The sequence below is a fragment of the Achromobacter sp. HZ01 genome (genome assembly GCF_003267925.1).
In the GTDB taxonomy this organism is placed as follows: domain Bacteria; phylum Pseudomonadota; class Gammaproteobacteria; order Burkholderiales; family Burkholderiaceae_B; genus Achromobacter; species Achromobacter pulmonis_A.
The window spans coordinates 111,603-128,055 of record NZ_LWKV01000002.1; the positions used below are offsets into that span (position 1 = coordinate 111,603).

Genomic DNA, 16,453 nt, shown 5'->3' on the forward strand with positions numbered 1-16,453 from the left:
GCCAGATCCCAACCGGCCAGGAGTCGTGCATGCAAGGCTATTCCTTTCTCCGCCTGACGGCGGGCTTCGCCATGGCTTTCATGGCCCATGGCGCCTACGCCGTCACCACCTTGACGATGACCACCGAATATCCGGCCACGTCCATGCCCGGCCAGGGCCTGGCGACCTTCGCCGACCTGGTGCGCGCCAAGAGCGCCGGCAAGGTGCTCATAGACGTCAGTTACGACGCGGCCAGGGAGATCAAATCGGCCGAAATGATCGAGGCGGTGCAGGCCCGCAGAGTCGACGCCGGCGATGCGTTCGCCGGCGCCCTGGCCACCAAATATCCCTTGTTCGGGGTCTCGTCCCTGCCCTTCCTGGCGGATTCGCTGTCCAAGGCCCGCAACCTGAACAAGGCGGCCCGTCCGGCCTATGAAAAGCTGCTGGCCGCGCATGGCCAGAAGCTGCTCTACACCACGCCGTGGCCAGCCTCGGGCATCTGGTCCAAGCAGAAGATAGACAGCGTCGCGACGCTGAAGAAGCTGAGCATCCGCACCTACGACGCGACGTCGCAGAACGTGATGCAGAAGGCCGGCGCCCAGGCGCAGAACATCTCGTTCTCCGACGCCATGCCGCGGATCGCCTCGGGCGAGATCAACGCGGTGCTGTCGTCCGGCGACGGCGGCGCGGGCCGCAAGCTGTGGCAATACCTGCCGCATTTCGCCGAGATCAACTACGCCATGCCGATCTCCATCGCGACGATGAACCTGCGGGCCTACCAGGAGCTGGACGCGCGCGGACGCCGCGCCATCGACCAGGCGGCGGCGCAGACCGAGACCGAGCAATGGAAGCGGATCGAAGGCCGCCTGCAGCAGAACTACGCCAACATGCGCAAGAACGGCGTGACCATCAATACCGCGGTGCCGCTGCCGGTGCGCAAGGCCTTGAAGGACGCGGCGGCGGATTCGGTGAAGACGTGGCAGGCCGAGGCCGGGCCGGAGGGCGCGGCGATTTTGAAGCAGGGCGGGAAGAAGCGGTAGATGTGTGGCGGGAGATTGGCGGGTGGGGGCGCCTGATGGGTGTAGCGCGAGATTCCTAGGACAAGAAAACGAATGCCGAACGCGCGAAACCCATCAGCCCCCCCTAATCCTCACCCGACAGGTCGAACAGGCTGGTCGCATCCAGCTCCAGCACGGCTTCGTCGTGCTGGTTGTAGACCGTCCAGGCCCAGGTGATGATGCCCAGGTCGGGGCGCGACGAGGAGGTGCGCGCGCCCTGCACCCGCGCTTCCAGGCGCAGCGTGTCGCCGGGGCGCACGGGGGTGCGCCAGCGCACTTCGCCCAGGCCTGGCGAACCGAACGATTCGGAGTCGTGCAGCGCCGCGTCCACGGCCATGCGCATGGTCAGCGCGCAGGTGTGCCAGCCGCTCGCGATCAGGCCGCCCCAGCGCCCGGCCGAGGCGCGCTGGGGATCGGTGTGGAACCATTGCGGATCGTATTTGCGCGCGAACTCCAGGATCTCCGCTTCCGTCACGGTGACCGGACCGGCCTTGATGAGCATGCCGTCTTTGAAATCGGCGAATTTCATGTTTTGTTTATCCCCCGAAAAAGCCAACGGCGCGCCAGCGCGCGCCGTTGCCTGTTTGCATGTCGACCCGCGGGCGGCCATGCACAGGGCCGCGGCCGTTCAATAGGTCTCGAAATGCAGCCGCCCCTCGCGGCGCAACGCATCATGCAGGATAGACCAATCCTGGCCCGCTTGCACTGTCACGTCGCGCAATGCGTCCAGCACGCCGACTTCCATGCCTTTCAGGCCGCAGACGTAGATGCAGGTGTTGCGGTCGGCCAGCAGCTCCAGCACCTTGTCGGCGCGCTCGCGGATCAGGTCCTGCACGTAGCGCTTGGGCTGGCCGGCCTCGCGCGACAGCGCCAGGTTGATGTCGATGAAGTCGGAGGGCAGTTTCATCAAGGGGCCGAAGTACGGCAGTTCGCGCTCGGTGCGCGCGCCGAAGAACAGCATGAGCCTGCCGTTCTCGCCGGAGTCGATGCGCCGGCGGCAGCGTTCGGTCATGGCGCGCATGGGGGCCGAACCGGTGCCGGTGCAGATCATGATGAGATTGGCGCGCGGGTGGTTGGGCATCAGGAAGGTGTTGCCGAACGGCCCTATCACCTGCACCTTGTCGTTCTTGACCAGGTCGCACAGGTAGTTGGAGCAGACGCCGTGGGCGGGCGCGCCGGCATGGTCCTCGGTGACGCGCTTGACCGTCAGCGAGAGGTTGTTGTAGCCGGCCCGCTCGCCGTCGCGCGGGCTGGCCAGCGAGTATTGGCGCGCGTGGTGCGGCCGGCCCTGGGCGTCCAGGCCCGGCGGCAGGATGCCGATGGACTGCCCTTCCAGCACCGGGAACGGCAGCTCGCCGAAATCCAGCACGATATGGTGGATGTCGCTGTCGGTGTCGGCGCCGGTGACCCGGTAATTGCCGACCACGGTGGCCGTCATCGGGGTCTTGTGCGTGTACAGGTTGACGTACGGATGGGCCGCGGACCACGGCGGCACCGCCGCGCCCGGCGTGACATAGGCCGGCTGCGGCGCGTCCGCGGCGGGTTCGGCCGCACCCGCGTCGGCCTGGCCGGCGGCCGCCCCGGTCGCCTCCAGCGCCTGCTGCTGGGGCAGCTCTTCCCAGCCCAGCTGGTCGCGCACGGAATAGGCCTCGGCCCGCAGCACCAGGTGCCAGTTGTCGATGGCGCCGGTGGGGCACGGCGGCACGCAGGCCATGCAGCCGTTGCAGATGTCCGGGTCCACCACGTAGTTGTTGGCGTCGTGCGTGATCGCGTCGATCGGACAGGTTTCCTCGCAGGTATTGCAGCGGATGCAGATCTCGGGATCGATGAGATGCTGCTTCAGGACTTCTGCAGGTAAGGGCGCGTTCATCGTGGTCTTCCCCATGCTCCGGCAGGCGGCCGCCGGCGCGGCCGCCGCCCCGTCTTAGTTGAAACGGACGTACTCGAAATTCACCGGCTGGCGGTTGATGCCCATGACCGGCGGCGCGATCCAGTTGGCGAACTTGCCCGGCTCGGTGACGCGCCCCATCAGCGAGGCGACGAAGGCGCGGTCCTCGGCGCTGGGCAGCCACTTGTGGCTGTGGGCCTGCCACTGGGCCTCGGACAGCAGTTCGCCTTCGGGCGACATGCGGATGCCGGCCAGCGTGCCGATCTGGCGGTTGAAGGCCTTGTGCGGCACCTGCAGACGGAACGGGATCCCGCTTTTCTCGATGACCTTGTTCCAGCGTCCGATGCCGGCCACGGAATCGCGGATGAAGTCGTCGCGCAGCACTTCGTTCAGCGCGTTGAGCATGGGCACTTCGACTTCCTGCAGTTTGCCGTTGTCCACGGTCAGCACGCGGTAGGTGTCGTTCTTGAGCTGGTGGTCGTCGGTGCGCTTGCTTTCTTCGTAGCGGCCCTTCAGGCCCGAGCTGTAGAAGATGGCGGCGTTGGAGGACTGGTCCGCGCCGAACAGGTCGATGGTGACGCTGTAGTGGAAGTTCAGGTAGCGCTGGATGGTGGGCAGGTCGATCACGCCGGCCGCGCGCACGCTGGCGGGGTCGTCGGTCTTCAACTGGTTCATCACTTCGCAGGTGCGCTGGATGACGCGCGAGATGCCCGATTCGCCCACGAACATGTGGTGGGCCTCTTCGGTCAGCATGAACTTGGTGGTGCGCGCCAGCGGGTCGAAGCCGGATTCGGCCAGCGCGCACAGCTGGAACTTGCCGTCGCGGTCGGTGAAGTAGGTGAACATGTAGAACGCCAGCCAGTCCGGCGTTTTTTCGTTGAACGCGCCCAGGATGCGCGGATTGTCGGCGTCGCCCGAGCTGCGCTGCAGCAGCGCGTCGGCCTCTTCGCGGCCGTCGCGGCCGAAGTAGCGATGCAGCAGGTAGACCATGGCCCACAGGTGGCGGCCTTCCTCGACGTTGATCTGGAACAGGTTGCGCAGGTCGTACTGCGACGGAGCGGTCAGCCCCAGGTGGCGCTGCTGCTCGATCGAGGCCGGTTCGGTGTCGCCCTGCGTGACGATGATGCGGCGCAGGTTGGCGCGGTGTTCGCCGGGCACGTCCTGCCAGGCGTCGCGCCCCATGTTCTCGCCGAAATGGATCTTGCGCTGGCCGTCCTGCGGCGTCAGGAAGATGCCCCAGCGGTAGTCCGGCATGCGCACGTGGTCGAAATGGGCCCAGCCGTCGGGCTGCACGCTGACCGCCGTGCGCAGGTAGACGTCGAAACCGTGCGAGCCGTCCGGGCCCATGTCCTGCCACCATTGCAGATAATTGGGCTGCCAGTGTTCCAGCGCGCGCTGCAGCGTGCGGTCGCCGGACAGATTGACGTTGTTGGGGATCTTATCGGTGTAGTTGATGCCGGACATGTCTCGCTCCTGTTCTTGAAGTGGGGGCCGCGCGGCGCGGCGTCGCCGGGCCGTTCAGACCCGGTTCCAGTCGAAGGCGGCCTGCTCGCCCTTGCCGTACAGCTTGAGCGCGCCTTTCTCGCCGGCTGCATTCGGACGGTTGAAGATCCAGTTCTGCCACGCCGTCAGGCGGCCGAAGATCCGGGTCTCCATGGTTTCCTTGGCGCCGAAGCGCAGGTTGGCTTCCAGGCCGGTCAGCGCGTCGGGCGACAGGGCGCGGCGCTCTTCCAGCATCATCCGCACTTCGTCGTCCCAGTCGATGCTGTCGGGCGCGTAGGTCACCAGGCCCAGTTCCAGCGCGTCGGCGGCCGCCAGCGGCTGGCCCGCGCGCTCGCGCACCGCCTCCAGCGGGGCGGCTTCCTCGTGGAAGCGCCGCTGCAGGCGGCTTTGCCCGCTGACCATGGGATAGGCGCCGAAATTGCCGGCGCCCACCACGATGCGCGCCGGCGCGGCCGCTTCCTCGTCGTCCAGCATGTAGCTGCGGTCCGCGGCCAGCGCCAGCTCCAGCAGCGTGCCGGCAAAGCACGAGCCGGGCTCGATCAGCGCGAACAGGCTGCGCGAGGTCACGTCCAGGCGCGCCAGCGTGCGGCGCAGCATGCCGGCGGTTTCGCGCACGAACCAGTGGTCCGCATGGCGTTCCAGCGCGGCGTCGGCGGCCAGGACGCGGTCGGCGTCGCCCTCGGTCTTGAAGACCCAGGTGCCGATGTCCAGTTCGTTGGTGCGCATGGACAGGATGGCGTCGTCCAGTTCGCGCGCCATCTGCAGCGGCCACCAGGCCGCGCCGGCCGCCAGGATATCGGCGATTTCCACGGGTGCGTCGCCCTCGGGCGCGCGCACGGTCCAGACGGCCAGGCGCTTGTCGCGGTCGATACGCACGTCGACGTAGCGGTAGGACAGGCCATCGGCGCTTTCCTCGCGGTGCAGCGGCGTCAGCGCGACGCCCTGCGCATCGGCCGGGCGGTCGCTGCCCTGCGCCAGGGCTTGCGCGCGTTCGCGCACGGCCTGCTCGAAACGGGCGGGCTTGACCACCTCGTCCACCAGCCGCCAGTCCTTGGCGCGCTGGCCGCGCACGCCTTCGACCAGGGTGCAGAAAATGTCGGCATGGTCGTGGCGCACCTTGCGCTTGTCGGTCACGCGGGTCAGTCCGCCGGTGCCGGGCAGCACGCCCAGCAGCGGCACTTCGGGCAGCGCCACGGAAGAGGAGCGGTCGTCGACCAGCATGATTTCGTCGCAGGCCAGCGCCAGCTCGTAGCCGCCGCCGGCGCAGGCGCCGTTGAGCGCGGCGATGAACTTCAGGCCGCTGTGGCGGCTGGAGTCCTCGATGCCGTTGCGGGTTTCGTTGGTGAACTTGCAGAAGTTCACCTTCCAGGCATGCGAGGACAGGCCCAACATGAAGATGTTGGCGCCCGAACAGAAGATGCGTTCCTTCATGCTGGTGACCACCACGCTGCGCACTTCGGGGTGCTCGAAGCGGATGCGCTGCAGCGCATCGTGCAGTTCGATGTCGACGCCCAGGTCGTAGGAATTCAACTTGAGCTTGTAGCCGGGGCGCAGGCCGCCGTCTTCGGCCACGTCCATGGCCAGCGTGGCAACCGGGCCGTCGTAGCTCAGGCGCCAATGACGGTACTGGCCGGGATCGGTCCGGAAATCTACCCAGTTGAGAGTGCTGCTCATCGTGTGTCTCCTTGCACGCCTAGACAGGAAAAATACTGCACAACATGAATTATTATGCAGATTAAGGGCAAAAAAAATCCCCGTCAAGCGGGGACATGCAAAAAAATTCCGGTTCCGGGCGAGTCCACCCGCCCCCGGGCCTACAACGGCAGACCGCAGGCCTTGCGCACCTGCGTGCGCAGCCCCGCGAAGCTCTCCTTCACGTCCAGGTTGCTGGTGACCCAGGTGAGATCGGCCTTGGCGTAGAAGGCCTCGCGCCCGGCCAGGATGCGCTTGAGGTCGGCCATGGCCTCGTTGTTGCCGGACATGGGCCGGAAGTCGCCCTGCGCCATGACGCGGCCCATGTGTTCCTCGGGCGTGGCGCGCAGCCACACCGTATAACAGTGCGCCAGCAGCAGGTTCAGGGTGGCCGGCTCCGAGACCAGCCCGCCCGGCGTGGCCAGCACCATTTCGGGGTAGATCTGCACCGCCTCTTCCAGCGCGCGCCGTTCGTAGCGGCGGTAGGCGTTGGGGCCGTACAGGTTGTGGATCTCCAGGATGCTGCAGCCGGCCACGCGCTCGATCTCGCGGTTCAGCTCGACGAAGGGATAGCCCAGGTCGTCGGCCAGCATCTGGCCCAGCGTGGACTTGCCCGCGCCGCGCAGCCCGATCAGCGCCACGCGCTGGGTGCGGTTGGGGCGCTGCGCGCCCGCGCCCACGCCGAACAGCTGCGTCAGCGCCTCGCGCGCGCGCTGCAGGTCGGATTCGGTGCGGCCGCTGAGCAGCTCCCGGATCAGCAGCCAGTCCGGCGATTCCGTGGTCACGTCGCCGACCAGCTCGGCCAGCGCGCAGTTGAAGGCCCGCGCGATCTGCAGCAGCACCAGGATGGAGGCGTTGCCCACCCCGTGCTCCAGATTGGCCAGGTGGCGCTCGGACACGCCCGTGACCTGCGACAGGCTCTTGCGGGTCATCCCGCGTATGGCCCGCAGTCGGCGCACCCGCTCTCCCAGCGCCACGAGAAAAGCCTCGCGCCGGGGTTCGGATGGCGCCGCGTCTAGCGCTTGATTCATGTTCTGGCTGGCTCCGCAAAAACCCTGATAGTCATTGTTTTGTGCACTATAGTGCTTGACCATTATCAATGGAAGCACTATTTTTCACTCAAGTGAATTCAACTGCCGGTCAGATGCAAAAAAACAGCAGTGGAATTCATCCGCTTCGAAAAGCGCCGATAAGTGTAAAGGAGGAGCCCCGGTGACCACGCCAGATCGATTCCATGCCCTGATGCGCGACGTCGCGCGCCTGGCCGCCGGCCAGCAACTGGACGCCGGGCTGCAGGCCCGGCTGAACCGCGAGGCCGGCCCCCACAGCGCGCTGTACCAGGATATCTTCGCGGCCTGCCGGCAAGGCGTGGCCGACGGCTGGATGTGCTCGCGCGAGGGCGGCGGCATCCGCTACGGCCGCGTGATCAAGCCCGCCCCCGACCTGGCCGACTGCTCGGTCGACGTGGTGGACATGGACGACCTGGCCGGTCCCCACCATGCGCATCCCAACGGCGAGATCGACATGATCATGCCGCTGACCGAAGGCGCCCGCTTCGACGGCCACGGCGCCGGCTGGCTGGTCTACGGCCCCGGCAGCGCGCACAGCCCTACCGTGACGGGCGGGCGCGCCCTGGTGCTGTACCTGCTGCCGGGCGGCGCCATCGAGTTCTCGCGCGGCTAGCGCCGCCCTTCCCGACCAATAAACAGACAAGAGCGCGGCATCCGCCCACCAGGACACCAGGAGACAACCGTGAACACCTGTCCCGCCGAACTGAATTTCGCCAGCCACCTGGCGGCATTGAACGCTGCGCGCGCCGCCAAGCCCGCCTATATCGACGACCACCGCCAGCTCAGCTACGGCGAGCTGGCCGAGCGCGTGGCGCGCCTGGGCGGCGCCCTGCGCGGCCTGGGCCTGCGCCGCGAGGAACGCGTCCTGCTGCTGATGCAGGACACGGCGGACTGGCCCGTGGTGTTCCTGGGCGCGCTGCACGCCGGCGTGGTGCCGGTGGCGGTCAACACCCTGCTGACCGCGGACGACTACGCCTACATCATCGGCCACAGCCGGGTGCGCGCGGTGTTCGTCTCCGGCGCGCTGCTGCCCACCGTGCAGGCCGCGATCAAGCAGGCCGGCGCCGAGGTGGAGCACGTGGTGGTGTCGCAGCCGGCCGGCCCCTTGCCCGCCGGCGCGCATGAATTCGAGGCGCTGCTGGCGGCCGCGCCGCTGGCGCCGGCCGTGCGCACGCTGTCCGACGAGATCGCGTTCTGGCTGTATTCGTCCGGCTCCACCGGCAAGCCCAAGGGCGTGGTCCACACCCACGGCAACCTGTGGCATACGGCCGAGCTCTACGCCAAGCCGGTGCTCGGCATCCGCGAAGACGACGTGGTGTTCTCGGCGGCCAAGCTGTTCTTCGCCTACGGCCTGGGCAATGGCCTGACCTTCCCGCTGTCGGTGGGCGCGACCGTCATCCTGATGAGCGAACGCCCCACGCCGCAGGCGGTGTTCCAGCGCCTGACGCGCCACCGCCCCACCGTGTTCTACGGCGTGCCCACGCTCTACGCCAGCATGCTGGCCGCGCCGGACCTGCCGGCGCGCGAACAGGTCGCGCTGCGCATCTGTACCTCGGCGGGCGAAGCGCTGCCGCGCGACATCGGCGAACGCTTCACGCGCCATTTCGGCTGCGACATCCTGGACGGCATCGGCTCGACGGAAATGCTGCACATCTTCATTTCCAACCAGGCCGGGCAGCTGCGCTACGGCACCACCGGCAAGCCGGTGCCCGGCTATGAAGTACAACTGCGCGACGACAGCGGCGCGCCGGTGCCTGCCGGCGCCATCGGCGACCTGTACATCAAGGGTCCCAGCGCGGCCCTGATGTACTGGAACAACCGCGACAAGACGCGCCAGTGCTTCCTGGGCGACTGGCTCAAGAGCGGCGACAAATACACCTGCGACGCCGACGGCTACTACACCTATGCCGGGCGCAGCGACGACATGATCAAGGTCAGCGGCCAGTACGTCTCGCCGGTGGAGGTGGAGAACATCCTGGTGCAGCACGAGGCCGTGCTGGAGGCCGCGGTGATCGGCGTGCCGGACCACGACGGGCTGGTCAAGACGCGCGCCTACGTGGTGCTGCGCCCCGGCTTCCAGCCCGACGCCAGCACCGGCGCCGCGCTGCAGACCTACGTCAAGCAGCACCTGGCGCCCTTCAAGTACCCGCGCCGCATCGACTTCACCGACGAGCTGCCCAAGACCGCCACCGGCAAGATCCAGCGCTTCCGCCTGCGGCAGCTGGCCGAGGCGTCGCTATGAATCCCGACGCAATCGCCTGCGCCGACATCCACGCGCTGGGCCGCGACCTGCGCCTGGAATACCAGTGGATCGCCGCCGCCCGCCCGGACGCGCCGCTGCTGGTCTTCCTGCACGAAGGCCTGGGGTCGGTCTCCATGTGGAAGGACTGGCCGCGCCAGCTGTGCGAAGCCTGCGGCTGCCGCGGGCTGGTGTATTCGCGTCCGGGCTATGGGCGCTCCACGCCGCGGCCCGCGCAGGAAAAATGGCCGCTGGAATTCATGCACGACCAGGCGCGCGAGGTGCTGCCCGCCCTGCTCCGCGCGCTGGACGTGGACGCGCGGCGCGACCGGCCGGTGCTTTACGGCCATAGCGACGGCGGCTCGATCGCGCTGCTGTACGCGGCCATGCACCCGGACGCCGTGGCCGGCGTGGTGGCGGCCGCCCCGCACATCTTCGTCGAGGACGTCTCGGTGGCCAGCATCGCGCAGGCGCGCCGCGCCTATCTGGAGACGGACCTGCCGGCCCGGCTGGGCCGCCATCACGCGCACGCCGATTCGGCGTTCTGGGGCTGGAACGACATCTGGCTCGATCCCGCCTTCCGCGCCTGGAACCTGGAACCCTACCTGTCGCGCATCGCCTGTCCGGTGCTGGCCATCCAGGGCCTGGACGACGAGTACGGCACGCTCGCGCAGATCCGCGGCATCCGCCGCCTCGCGCCCCAGACCGAACTGCTGGAGATACCGGACTGCGGCCACTCGCCGCACAAGGACCAGCCCGCCCGCGTCACCCCGGCCGTCGCCGGTTTCGTCGGCGGACTGGAACAACCCCGCTGACCCCGCGTCGGCCCATAACAAAGCACGGAGACTCACCATGAACCACGCCCTGACCCGGACCGCGCTCGCCGCGGCCCTGATGCTCGCAGCCGGCGGCGCCCAGGCGGCCGACAAGATCAAGGTCGGCTTCATGCTGCCCTACAGCGGCACCTACGCCGCGCTTGGCAACGCCATCGAGAACGGCTTCAGGCTGTACGTCGGCGAACAAGGGGGCAAGCTGGGCGGACGCGAGATCGAGTATTTCAAGGTGGACGACGAGTCCAATCCGGCCAAGGCCGCCGAGAACGCCAACCGCCTGATCAAGCGCGACAAGGTCGACGTGCTGATCGGCACCGTGCACTCGGGCGTGGCGATGGCGCTGGCCAAGGCCGCCAAGGACAGCGACACCACGCTGATCGTCACCAACGCCGGGGCCAACGCCATCACCGGCCCGCTGTGCAGTCCGGGCATTTTCCGCACCTCGTTCACCAACTGGCAGCCGGCCTACGCGATGGGGCCGGTGGCCTACGCCAAGGGCCACAAGACGGCCGTCACCATCACCTGGAAATACGCGGCCGGCGACGAGGCCATCGGCGGCTTCAAGGAAGGCTTCGAGAAGGCCGGCGGCAAGGTGGTCAAGGAACTGAGCCTGCCGTTTCCCAACGTCGAGTTCCAGCCGCTCCTGACCGAGATCGCGGCGCTCAAGCCCGACATGGTGTTCACCTTCTTCGCCGGCGGCGGCGCGGTGAAGTTCGTGCAGGACTACCATGCCGCGGGCCTGGGCAAGACCATCCCGCTGTACGGTTCGGGCTTTCTCACCGACGGCACGCTGCAGGCCCAGGGCGAGTCGGCCCAGGGCCTGCTCACCACGCTGCACTATGCCGACGGCCTGAACACGCCGCGCGACAACGCCTTCCGCGCCGACTACGCCAAGGCCTACAAGATGCAGCCCGACGTCTATGCCGTACAGGGCTACGACGCGGCCCAGCTGATGCAGTCGGGCCTGGCCGCGGTGAACGGCGATTTCGGCAAGAAAGAAGCCTTCCGCAAGGCCATGCGCGGGGCCACCGTGGACAGCCCGCGCGGCGCCTTCACCCTGTCGGCGGCCGGCAACCCGGTGCAGGACATCTACCTGCGCCGCGTCGACGGGATGGAGAACAAGGTCGTGGAGGTCGCCGTGCCCAAGCTGGCCGATCCGGCCCGCGGCTGCAAGCTCTGATCCCGCAACGCGCACCGGCCACAGGGAGGCCCCATGGACATCGGCATCCTGCTCATCCAGAGCCTGAACGCGTTCCAGTACGGCTTGCTGCTGTTCCTGGTGGCCAGCGGCCTGACGCTGATCTTCGGCATCATGGGCATCATCAATCTGGCCCACGGCAGCTTCTACATGATCGGCGCCTACATGGCGTTCGCGCTCGGGCCGGCGGTCGACCGCTGGCTGGGCGGCGGCTTCCTCGCCACGCTGGCGGTCTGCGTCGTGGCCGCCGCCGTGCTGGGCTATCTGCTGGAAGCCGCCTTCTTCAGCTATCTGTACCGGCGCAACCACCTGCAGCAGGTGCTGATGACCTACGGCCTGATCCTGGTCTTCGAGGAGCTGCGCAGCATCCTGGTGGGCAACGACGTGCACGGCGTGCCGCTGCCCGCGTGGCTGCAGGGCAGCATCCCGCTGGGCGGCGTCATGACGTATCCGGTGTACCGGCTGTTCATCTCGGCGGTCGGCATCGCGGTGGCGCTGCTGCTGTACTGGGTGATCGCGCGCACCCGGCTGGGCATGATGCTGCGCGCCGGCTCCAGCAACCGCGAAATGACCGCCTCGCTGGGCATCGACGTCAACCGCCTGTACCGGCTGGTGTTCGCGGCCGGCGTGGCGCTGGCGGCGCTGGCCGGCAGCATCGCCGCGCCGGTCTCTTCCGTCTATCCCGGCATGGGCAACGGCGTGCTGATCGTGTGCTTCGTGGTCGTGGTGATCGGCGGCATCGGCTCGGTGCGCGGCGCCTTCCTGGCCGCGATGCTGGTCGGGGTGGTCGAGACCTTCGGGCAGGTGCTGTTCCCGTCCGCGGCTGGCGTGCTGGTGTACCTGCTGATGGCGTTCATTCTTCTATGCAAGCCCGAAGGGCTGTTCAGGCAGGGCTGAATATGTTGAACCGATTCCTACCCGCCCTGACCCTGCTGGCGCTGGCGGCCTTCGCCTGGAGCGGCAGCGACTACTACACCGGCCTGGCGGTCAAGCTCATGATCTACGCCATCTTCGCGCTCAGCCTGCAGCTGCTGGTGGGCGGCGCGGGACTGGTCAGCCTGGGGCATGCCGCCTTCTTCGGCATCGGCGCGTACACCGCGGCGCTGCTGTCGCCCGAGTCGGAGGCGGCCAGCCTGTGGTGGCTGCTGCCGGCCGCGGTGCTGGCGGCTGCAAGCTATGCCGCGGTCACCGGCGCGCTGGCGCTGCGCACGCGCGGCGTGTACTTCATCATGGTCACGCTGGCGTTCTCGCAGATGGCCTACTACGTGTTCCACGATACCGACGTGGGCGGCGGCAGCGACGGCATCTATCTGTACTTCCGGCCCGAACTGTCGGTGGCCGGCTGGATGCCCTTGGACCTGGGCGAGGCCCGCACGTTCTACTTCTTCGTGCTGGCCTGCCTGGCGCTGGTCTGGGGCTTTCTGGCCCTGCTGCGGCGCTCGGCCTTCGGCGCCGCGCTGGCCGGCATCCGCATCAACGAGCAACGCATGCGCGCGGCCGGCTATTCGACCTATCCGTACAAACTCACCGCCTATGTGGTGGGCGCGGCGCTGGCCAGCCTGGCCGGCTTTCTGTTCGCGCTCAAGGACGGCTTCGTCACGCCCGAGCTGCTGGCCTGGGAGCAGTCCGGGCTGGTGCTGCTGATGGTGATCCTGGGCGGCATGGCCAGCCTGGGCGGCGCGGTGCTGGGCACCGTGGCGCTGGTGCTGCTGCAGGAACTGTTCCAGTCCCAGGCGATCTTCGGCGACTACGCCAGCCACTGGCACCTGCCGCTGGGCCTGGCCATCATCGCGCTGGTGGCGCTGCTGCCCGACGGGCTGGCCGGCCTGCCGGCGCAATTGCGCCAACGCCGCCAGGCGCGCGCCGCCGGCGCCGTTCCCAGACCGGAAGCCGCCACGCCCGGCCGTCCGGCGCCGCCGGCGCGCCTGCCCATACAGGGAGAGCCCCATGTCTGAAGTCCTGCTCGCCGCCAGCGCCGTCACGCGCCGCTTCGGCGGCCTCACCGCGGTCAACGGCGTCTCGCTGGGCCTGCGGCGCGGCCAGGTCCATGCCGTCATCGGCACCAACGGCGCCGGCAAGTCCACGCTGATCAACATCCTGTCGGGCGAACTGGCGCCCAGCAGCGGCCAGGTCATGCTGGACGGGCGCGACGTCACCGCCTGGCGCCAGCCCGAGCGGGCGCGCGCCGGCCTGGGCCGCAGCTACCAGCGCTCGACCATCTTTCCGGAGCTGAGCGTGCTGGAGAACTGCCGGCTCGCCGCGCAGGCGCGCCGGCAGCGGTTCTGGCGCTGGTGGCGGCCGGCCTCCGACTGCCGCCGCAGCGCCGAACTGGCGCGCCACGCGCTCGATTGCACCGGGCTGGCCGACGACGCGCCGCGCGCGGCCGGGCTGCTGCCGCACGGCCGCAAGCGCCAGCTCGAAATCGCCATGTGCCTGGCGGGCGAGCCCCAGGTGCTGCTGCTGGACGAGCCGCTGGCCGGCATGGGGCCGGAGGAAACCGACCGCATCCTGGCGCTGTTGCAGACGCTCAAGTCCGGCCACGCCATCCTGCTGGTCGAGCACGACATGGACGCGGTCTTCCGCGTGGCCGAGACCATTACCGTGATGGTCAACGGCAGCGCCATCGCCAGCGGCACGCCGCAGGAGATCCGCGCCAACCCCGAAGTGCGCACCGCCTACCTGGGCGAGGACGCCGACGCCGGAGCCGGACGATGAACACGCTGATCGAAGCCGGCGGCCTGCACGTCTACTACGGCGCCAGCCACGTGCTGCGCGGGGTCGACATGCATATCGCGCCCGGCGAGTCCGTCGGGCTGGTGGGCCGCAACGGCATGGGCAAGACCACTCTGATACGCAGCCTGGTCGGGCAGGTCAGATGCGCGCAGGGCAGCGTGCGCGTCGACGGCCGCGACTGCACCCGCGCCCAGCCGCACGCCATCGCCCGGCTGGGCGTGGCCTACGTGCCGGAAGGACGCGGCATCTTCCCCAACCTCAACGTGCGCGAAAACCTGCAGGTCGCGGCGCGTCCCGGCAGGCGCGGCCGCCAGGACTGGAACTACGCGCGCGTGCTGGACACTTTTCCGCGGCTGCAGGAGCGCCTCGGACACGGCGGGCAGCAGTTGTCGGGCGGCGAGCAGCAGATGCTGGCCATCGGCCGCGCGCTGATGACCAATCCCGAACTGCTGATCCTGGACGAAGCCACCGAGGGCCTGGCGCCGCTGATCGTGGCCGAGATCTGGAAGATCATCCGCCAGATCCGCGCCAGCGGCATGTCCACGCTGATCGTGGACCGCAACTACCGCGCGGTGCTGGCGCACACCGACCGCTGCCTGGTCATGGAAAAAGGCCTGATCGTGCGCGACGGCGACAGCGCCGCGCTGGCGCGCGAACCGGAGCAGCTCACCCGCCACCTGGGCGTCTAGATCACCGCTTCGATCAGGAACGGGCCGCGGCGCTTCAGGCCTTCCTGCAGCGCGCGCGCGAAGCCTTCCACGGTGTCCACGCTCACCGCCTCCACGCCCATGCCGCGCGCCAGGTGCGTCCAGTCCAGGTGGGGCTCCTGCAGGTCCAGCATGCGGCGGGCGTTGCGGCCGGGCTCCTCCACGCCGACCTTCTTCATTTCGCCATGCAGCGTGGCGTAGGAGCGGTTGGCCAGGATCACCGTCAGGCAATCGAGGTTCTCGCGCGCCTGGGTCCACAGGGCCTGCAGCGTGTACATGCCGCTGCCGTCGGCCTGCAGCGTGACGACCTTGCGGTCCGGGCAGGCCACGGCCGCGCCGGTCGCCAGGGGCAGCCCGATGCCGATGGCCCCGCCGGTCAGCACGAGCCAGTCGTGCGGCGCGCTGCTGGCGCTGTAGATCGGGAATTCGCGGCCCTGCGTGATGGACTCGTCGCAGACGATGGCCTGTTCCGGCAAGGTATGCGCGATGAGGATGTTCACCGCCGCCCCGGTCAGGCGGCCGGACTGCGGCACCTCGTAGGCCGCGGCCGGCGGCGCCAGGCGCGGTGCGTCGGCGGCGATGCCGAGTTCGTCGGCCAGCCATTCCAGCGCGTGCGCCAGGTCCTGTTCGGCCGAAGCCAGCACCACCTGGTTGCAGTCGGCCGGCGCCAGCAGGCTGGGCTTGCCCGGATAGGCGAAAAAGCCCACCGGCGCCCGCGCGCCGACCAGCACCAGATGCCGCACGTCCTTGAGCTTGGACACCGCCAGGTCGATCACATAGGGCAGGCGCTCGACCGGCGTGCGCGAGCCGCCGCGCTCGACGCGGCGGTTCGAGGTTTCCGACATCAGGCGCACGCCGGTGGCGCGCGCGATACGGCCGGCGGCGTTCAACGCGCGTTCGCGCAGCGCGGCCCCGCCCAGCATCAGCGTCACGTTTTCGCCCGAGCGGATCGCGGCGGCGGCCGCGCGCACCGCCTGCGCCGACGTCTGCGCCGGCGCCGTGCGCGGCGCCAGCACCGGCGGCGTGTTTTCCGGCAGCTCGGTCCAGGCCGTATCGGCCGGCAGGATCAGCGTGGCCACGTTGCCCGGCGCCTGGCGCGCCACGCCCACGGCCTCGGCCGCGTCGGCCGACAGCGCGCCGGCCGTCAGCGTGCGCTTGACCCAGTGCGACATCGGCCGCGCCACGCCCTCGACGTCGCTGGTCAGCGGCGCGTCGTACTGGACGTGATAGGTGGCGTGGTCGCCCACGATGTTCACCATCGGCGTGCGCGCGCGCTTGGCGTTGTGCAGGTTGGCCAGGCCGTTGCCCAGCCCCGGTCCCAGGTGCAGCAGGGTCGCGGCCGGCTTGTCGGCCATGCGCGCGTAGCCGTCGGCCGCGCCGGTCACCACGCCCTCGAACAGGCCCAGCACGCAGCGCATCCGGGGCTTGCGGTCCAGCGCCGCCACGAAGTGCATCTCCGAGGTGCCCGGGTTGGCGAAGCAAACGTCCACGTCGTTCGCAAGCAAGGTGTCGCAAAGGCTGTCAGCGCCGTTCATCGTGTCTCCTGATAATTT

General features: G+C 68.9%; 15 protein-coding genes. 9 read left to right on the top strand and 6 right to left on the bottom strand.

The features are described from left to right. Positions 1–29: 29 nt before the first annotated feature. On the top strand, positions 30–1,019 hold the full coding sequence (locus A6B37_RS09545) for a TRAP transporter substrate-binding protein (protein WP_111825614.1): 990 nt from the start codon (positions 30–32) through the stop codon (positions 1,017–1,019). 103 nt (positions 1,020–1,122) lie between these two features. Here the strand turns inward: A6B37_RS09545 and A6B37_RS09550 are convergent, their stop codons facing one another. The 5 genes from A6B37_RS09550 to A6B37_RS09570 form a co-directional block, all read right to left on the bottom strand. Then, positions 1,123–1,566 carry a MaoC family dehydratase gene (locus A6B37_RS09550; protein ID WP_102773603.1) on the bottom strand — a complete coding sequence of 148 codons (444 nt, stop codon included), beginning with the start codon at positions 1,564–1,566 and terminating at the stop codon, positions 1,123–1,125. 99 nt (positions 1,567–1,665) lie between these two features. Continuing rightward, positions 1,666–2,907 (bottom strand): benzoyl-CoA 2,3-epoxidase subunit BoxA, encoded by a 1,242-nt coding sequence (boxA, locus tag A6B37_RS09555; protein WP_111825615.1) that lies wholly within the window; start codon positions 2,905–2,907, stop codon positions 1,666–1,668. Positions 2,908–2,961: 54 nt separating this feature from the next. Further along, the gene (gene boxB, locus A6B37_RS09560; RefSeq protein ID WP_111825616.1) at positions 2,962–4,389 is read right to left on the bottom strand and encodes a benzoyl-CoA 2,3-epoxidase subunit BoxB; all 1,428 of its coding nucleotides are present in this window, start codon (positions 4,387–4,389) and stop codon (positions 2,962–2,964) included. 54 nt (positions 4,390–4,443) lie between these two features. Beyond that, the gene (boxC, locus tag A6B37_RS09565; RefSeq protein WP_111825617.1) at positions 4,444–6,102 is read right to left on the bottom strand and encodes a 2,3-epoxybenzoyl-CoA dihydrolase; all 1,659 of its coding nucleotides are present in this window, start codon (positions 6,100–6,102) and stop codon (positions 4,444–4,446) included. A gap of 140 nt (positions 6,103–6,242) precedes the next feature. Continuing rightward, positions 6,243–7,151, bottom strand: a complete 909-nt coding sequence (locus A6B37_RS09570) for a helix-turn-helix transcriptional regulator (protein WP_102773607.1) — start codon at positions 7,149–7,151, stop codon at positions 6,243–6,245. A 181-nt stretch (positions 7,152–7,332) separates the two neighbouring features. On the opposite strand from A6B37_RS09570, the gene A6B37_RS09575 reads away from it, so the two are divergent. The 8 genes from A6B37_RS09575 to A6B37_RS09610 all read left to right on the top strand — a co-directional run bounded on the left by A6B37_RS09575 (position 7,333) and on the right by A6B37_RS09610 (position 14,882). Beyond that, a complete protein-coding gene (locus A6B37_RS09575) occupies positions 7,333–7,803 on the top strand; it encodes a DUF4863 family protein (protein ID WP_102773608.1) in 471 nt (156 codons plus the stop codon). Between the two features lie 69 nt (positions 7,804–7,872). Further along, on the top strand, positions 7,873–9,432 hold the full coding sequence (locus A6B37_RS09580) for a benzoate-CoA ligase family protein (protein ID WP_111825618.1): 1,560 nt from the start codon (positions 7,873–7,875) through the stop codon (positions 9,430–9,432). Continuing rightward, complete coding sequence (locus A6B37_RS09585; RefSeq protein ID WP_111825619.1) at positions 9,429–10,244, top strand: alpha/beta hydrolase; 816 nt, start codon at positions 9,429–9,431, stop codon at positions 10,242–10,244. Before A6B37_RS09580 ends, A6B37_RS09585 begins: the two co-directional genes overlap by 4 nt. 37 nt (positions 10,245–10,281) lie before the next feature. Beyond that, a complete protein-coding gene (locus A6B37_RS09590) occupies positions 10,282–11,442 on the top strand; it encodes an ABC transporter substrate-binding protein (protein WP_102773611.1) in 1,161 nt (386 codons plus the stop codon). A gap of 33 nt (positions 11,443–11,475) precedes the next feature. Continuing rightward, on the top strand, positions 11,476–12,357 hold the full coding sequence (locus A6B37_RS09595; protein WP_111825620.1) for a branched-chain amino acid ABC transporter permease: 882 nt from the start codon (positions 11,476–11,478) through the stop codon (positions 12,355–12,357). A 2-nt stretch (positions 12,358–12,359) separates the two neighbouring features. Next, the gene (locus A6B37_RS09600; protein WP_111825621.1) at positions 12,360–13,415 is read left to right on the top strand and encodes a branched-chain amino acid ABC transporter permease; all 1,056 of its coding nucleotides are present in this window, start codon (positions 12,360–12,362) and stop codon (positions 13,413–13,415) included. Beyond that, positions 13,408–14,175 (top strand): ABC transporter ATP-binding protein, encoded by a 768-nt coding sequence (locus A6B37_RS09605; protein ID WP_102773614.1) that lies wholly within the window; start codon positions 13,408–13,410, stop codon positions 14,173–14,175. Before A6B37_RS09600 ends, A6B37_RS09605 begins: the two co-directional genes overlap by 8 nt. Further along, positions 14,172–14,882 (top strand): ABC transporter ATP-binding protein, encoded by a 711-nt coding sequence (locus A6B37_RS09610; protein WP_102773615.1) that lies wholly within the window; start codon positions 14,172–14,174, stop codon positions 14,880–14,882. The genes A6B37_RS09605 and A6B37_RS09610 overlap by 4 nt, the downstream gene beginning before the upstream one ends. Here A6B37_RS09610 and A6B37_RS09615 read toward each other — a convergent pair. Beyond that, a complete protein-coding gene (locus tag A6B37_RS09615) occupies positions 14,879–16,435 on the bottom strand; it encodes an acetolactate synthase large subunit (protein ID WP_102773616.1) in 1,557 nt (518 codons plus the stop codon). The genes A6B37_RS09610 and A6B37_RS09615 overlap by 4 nt on opposite strands. Between the last annotated feature and the right edge of the window lie 18 nt (positions 16,436–16,453).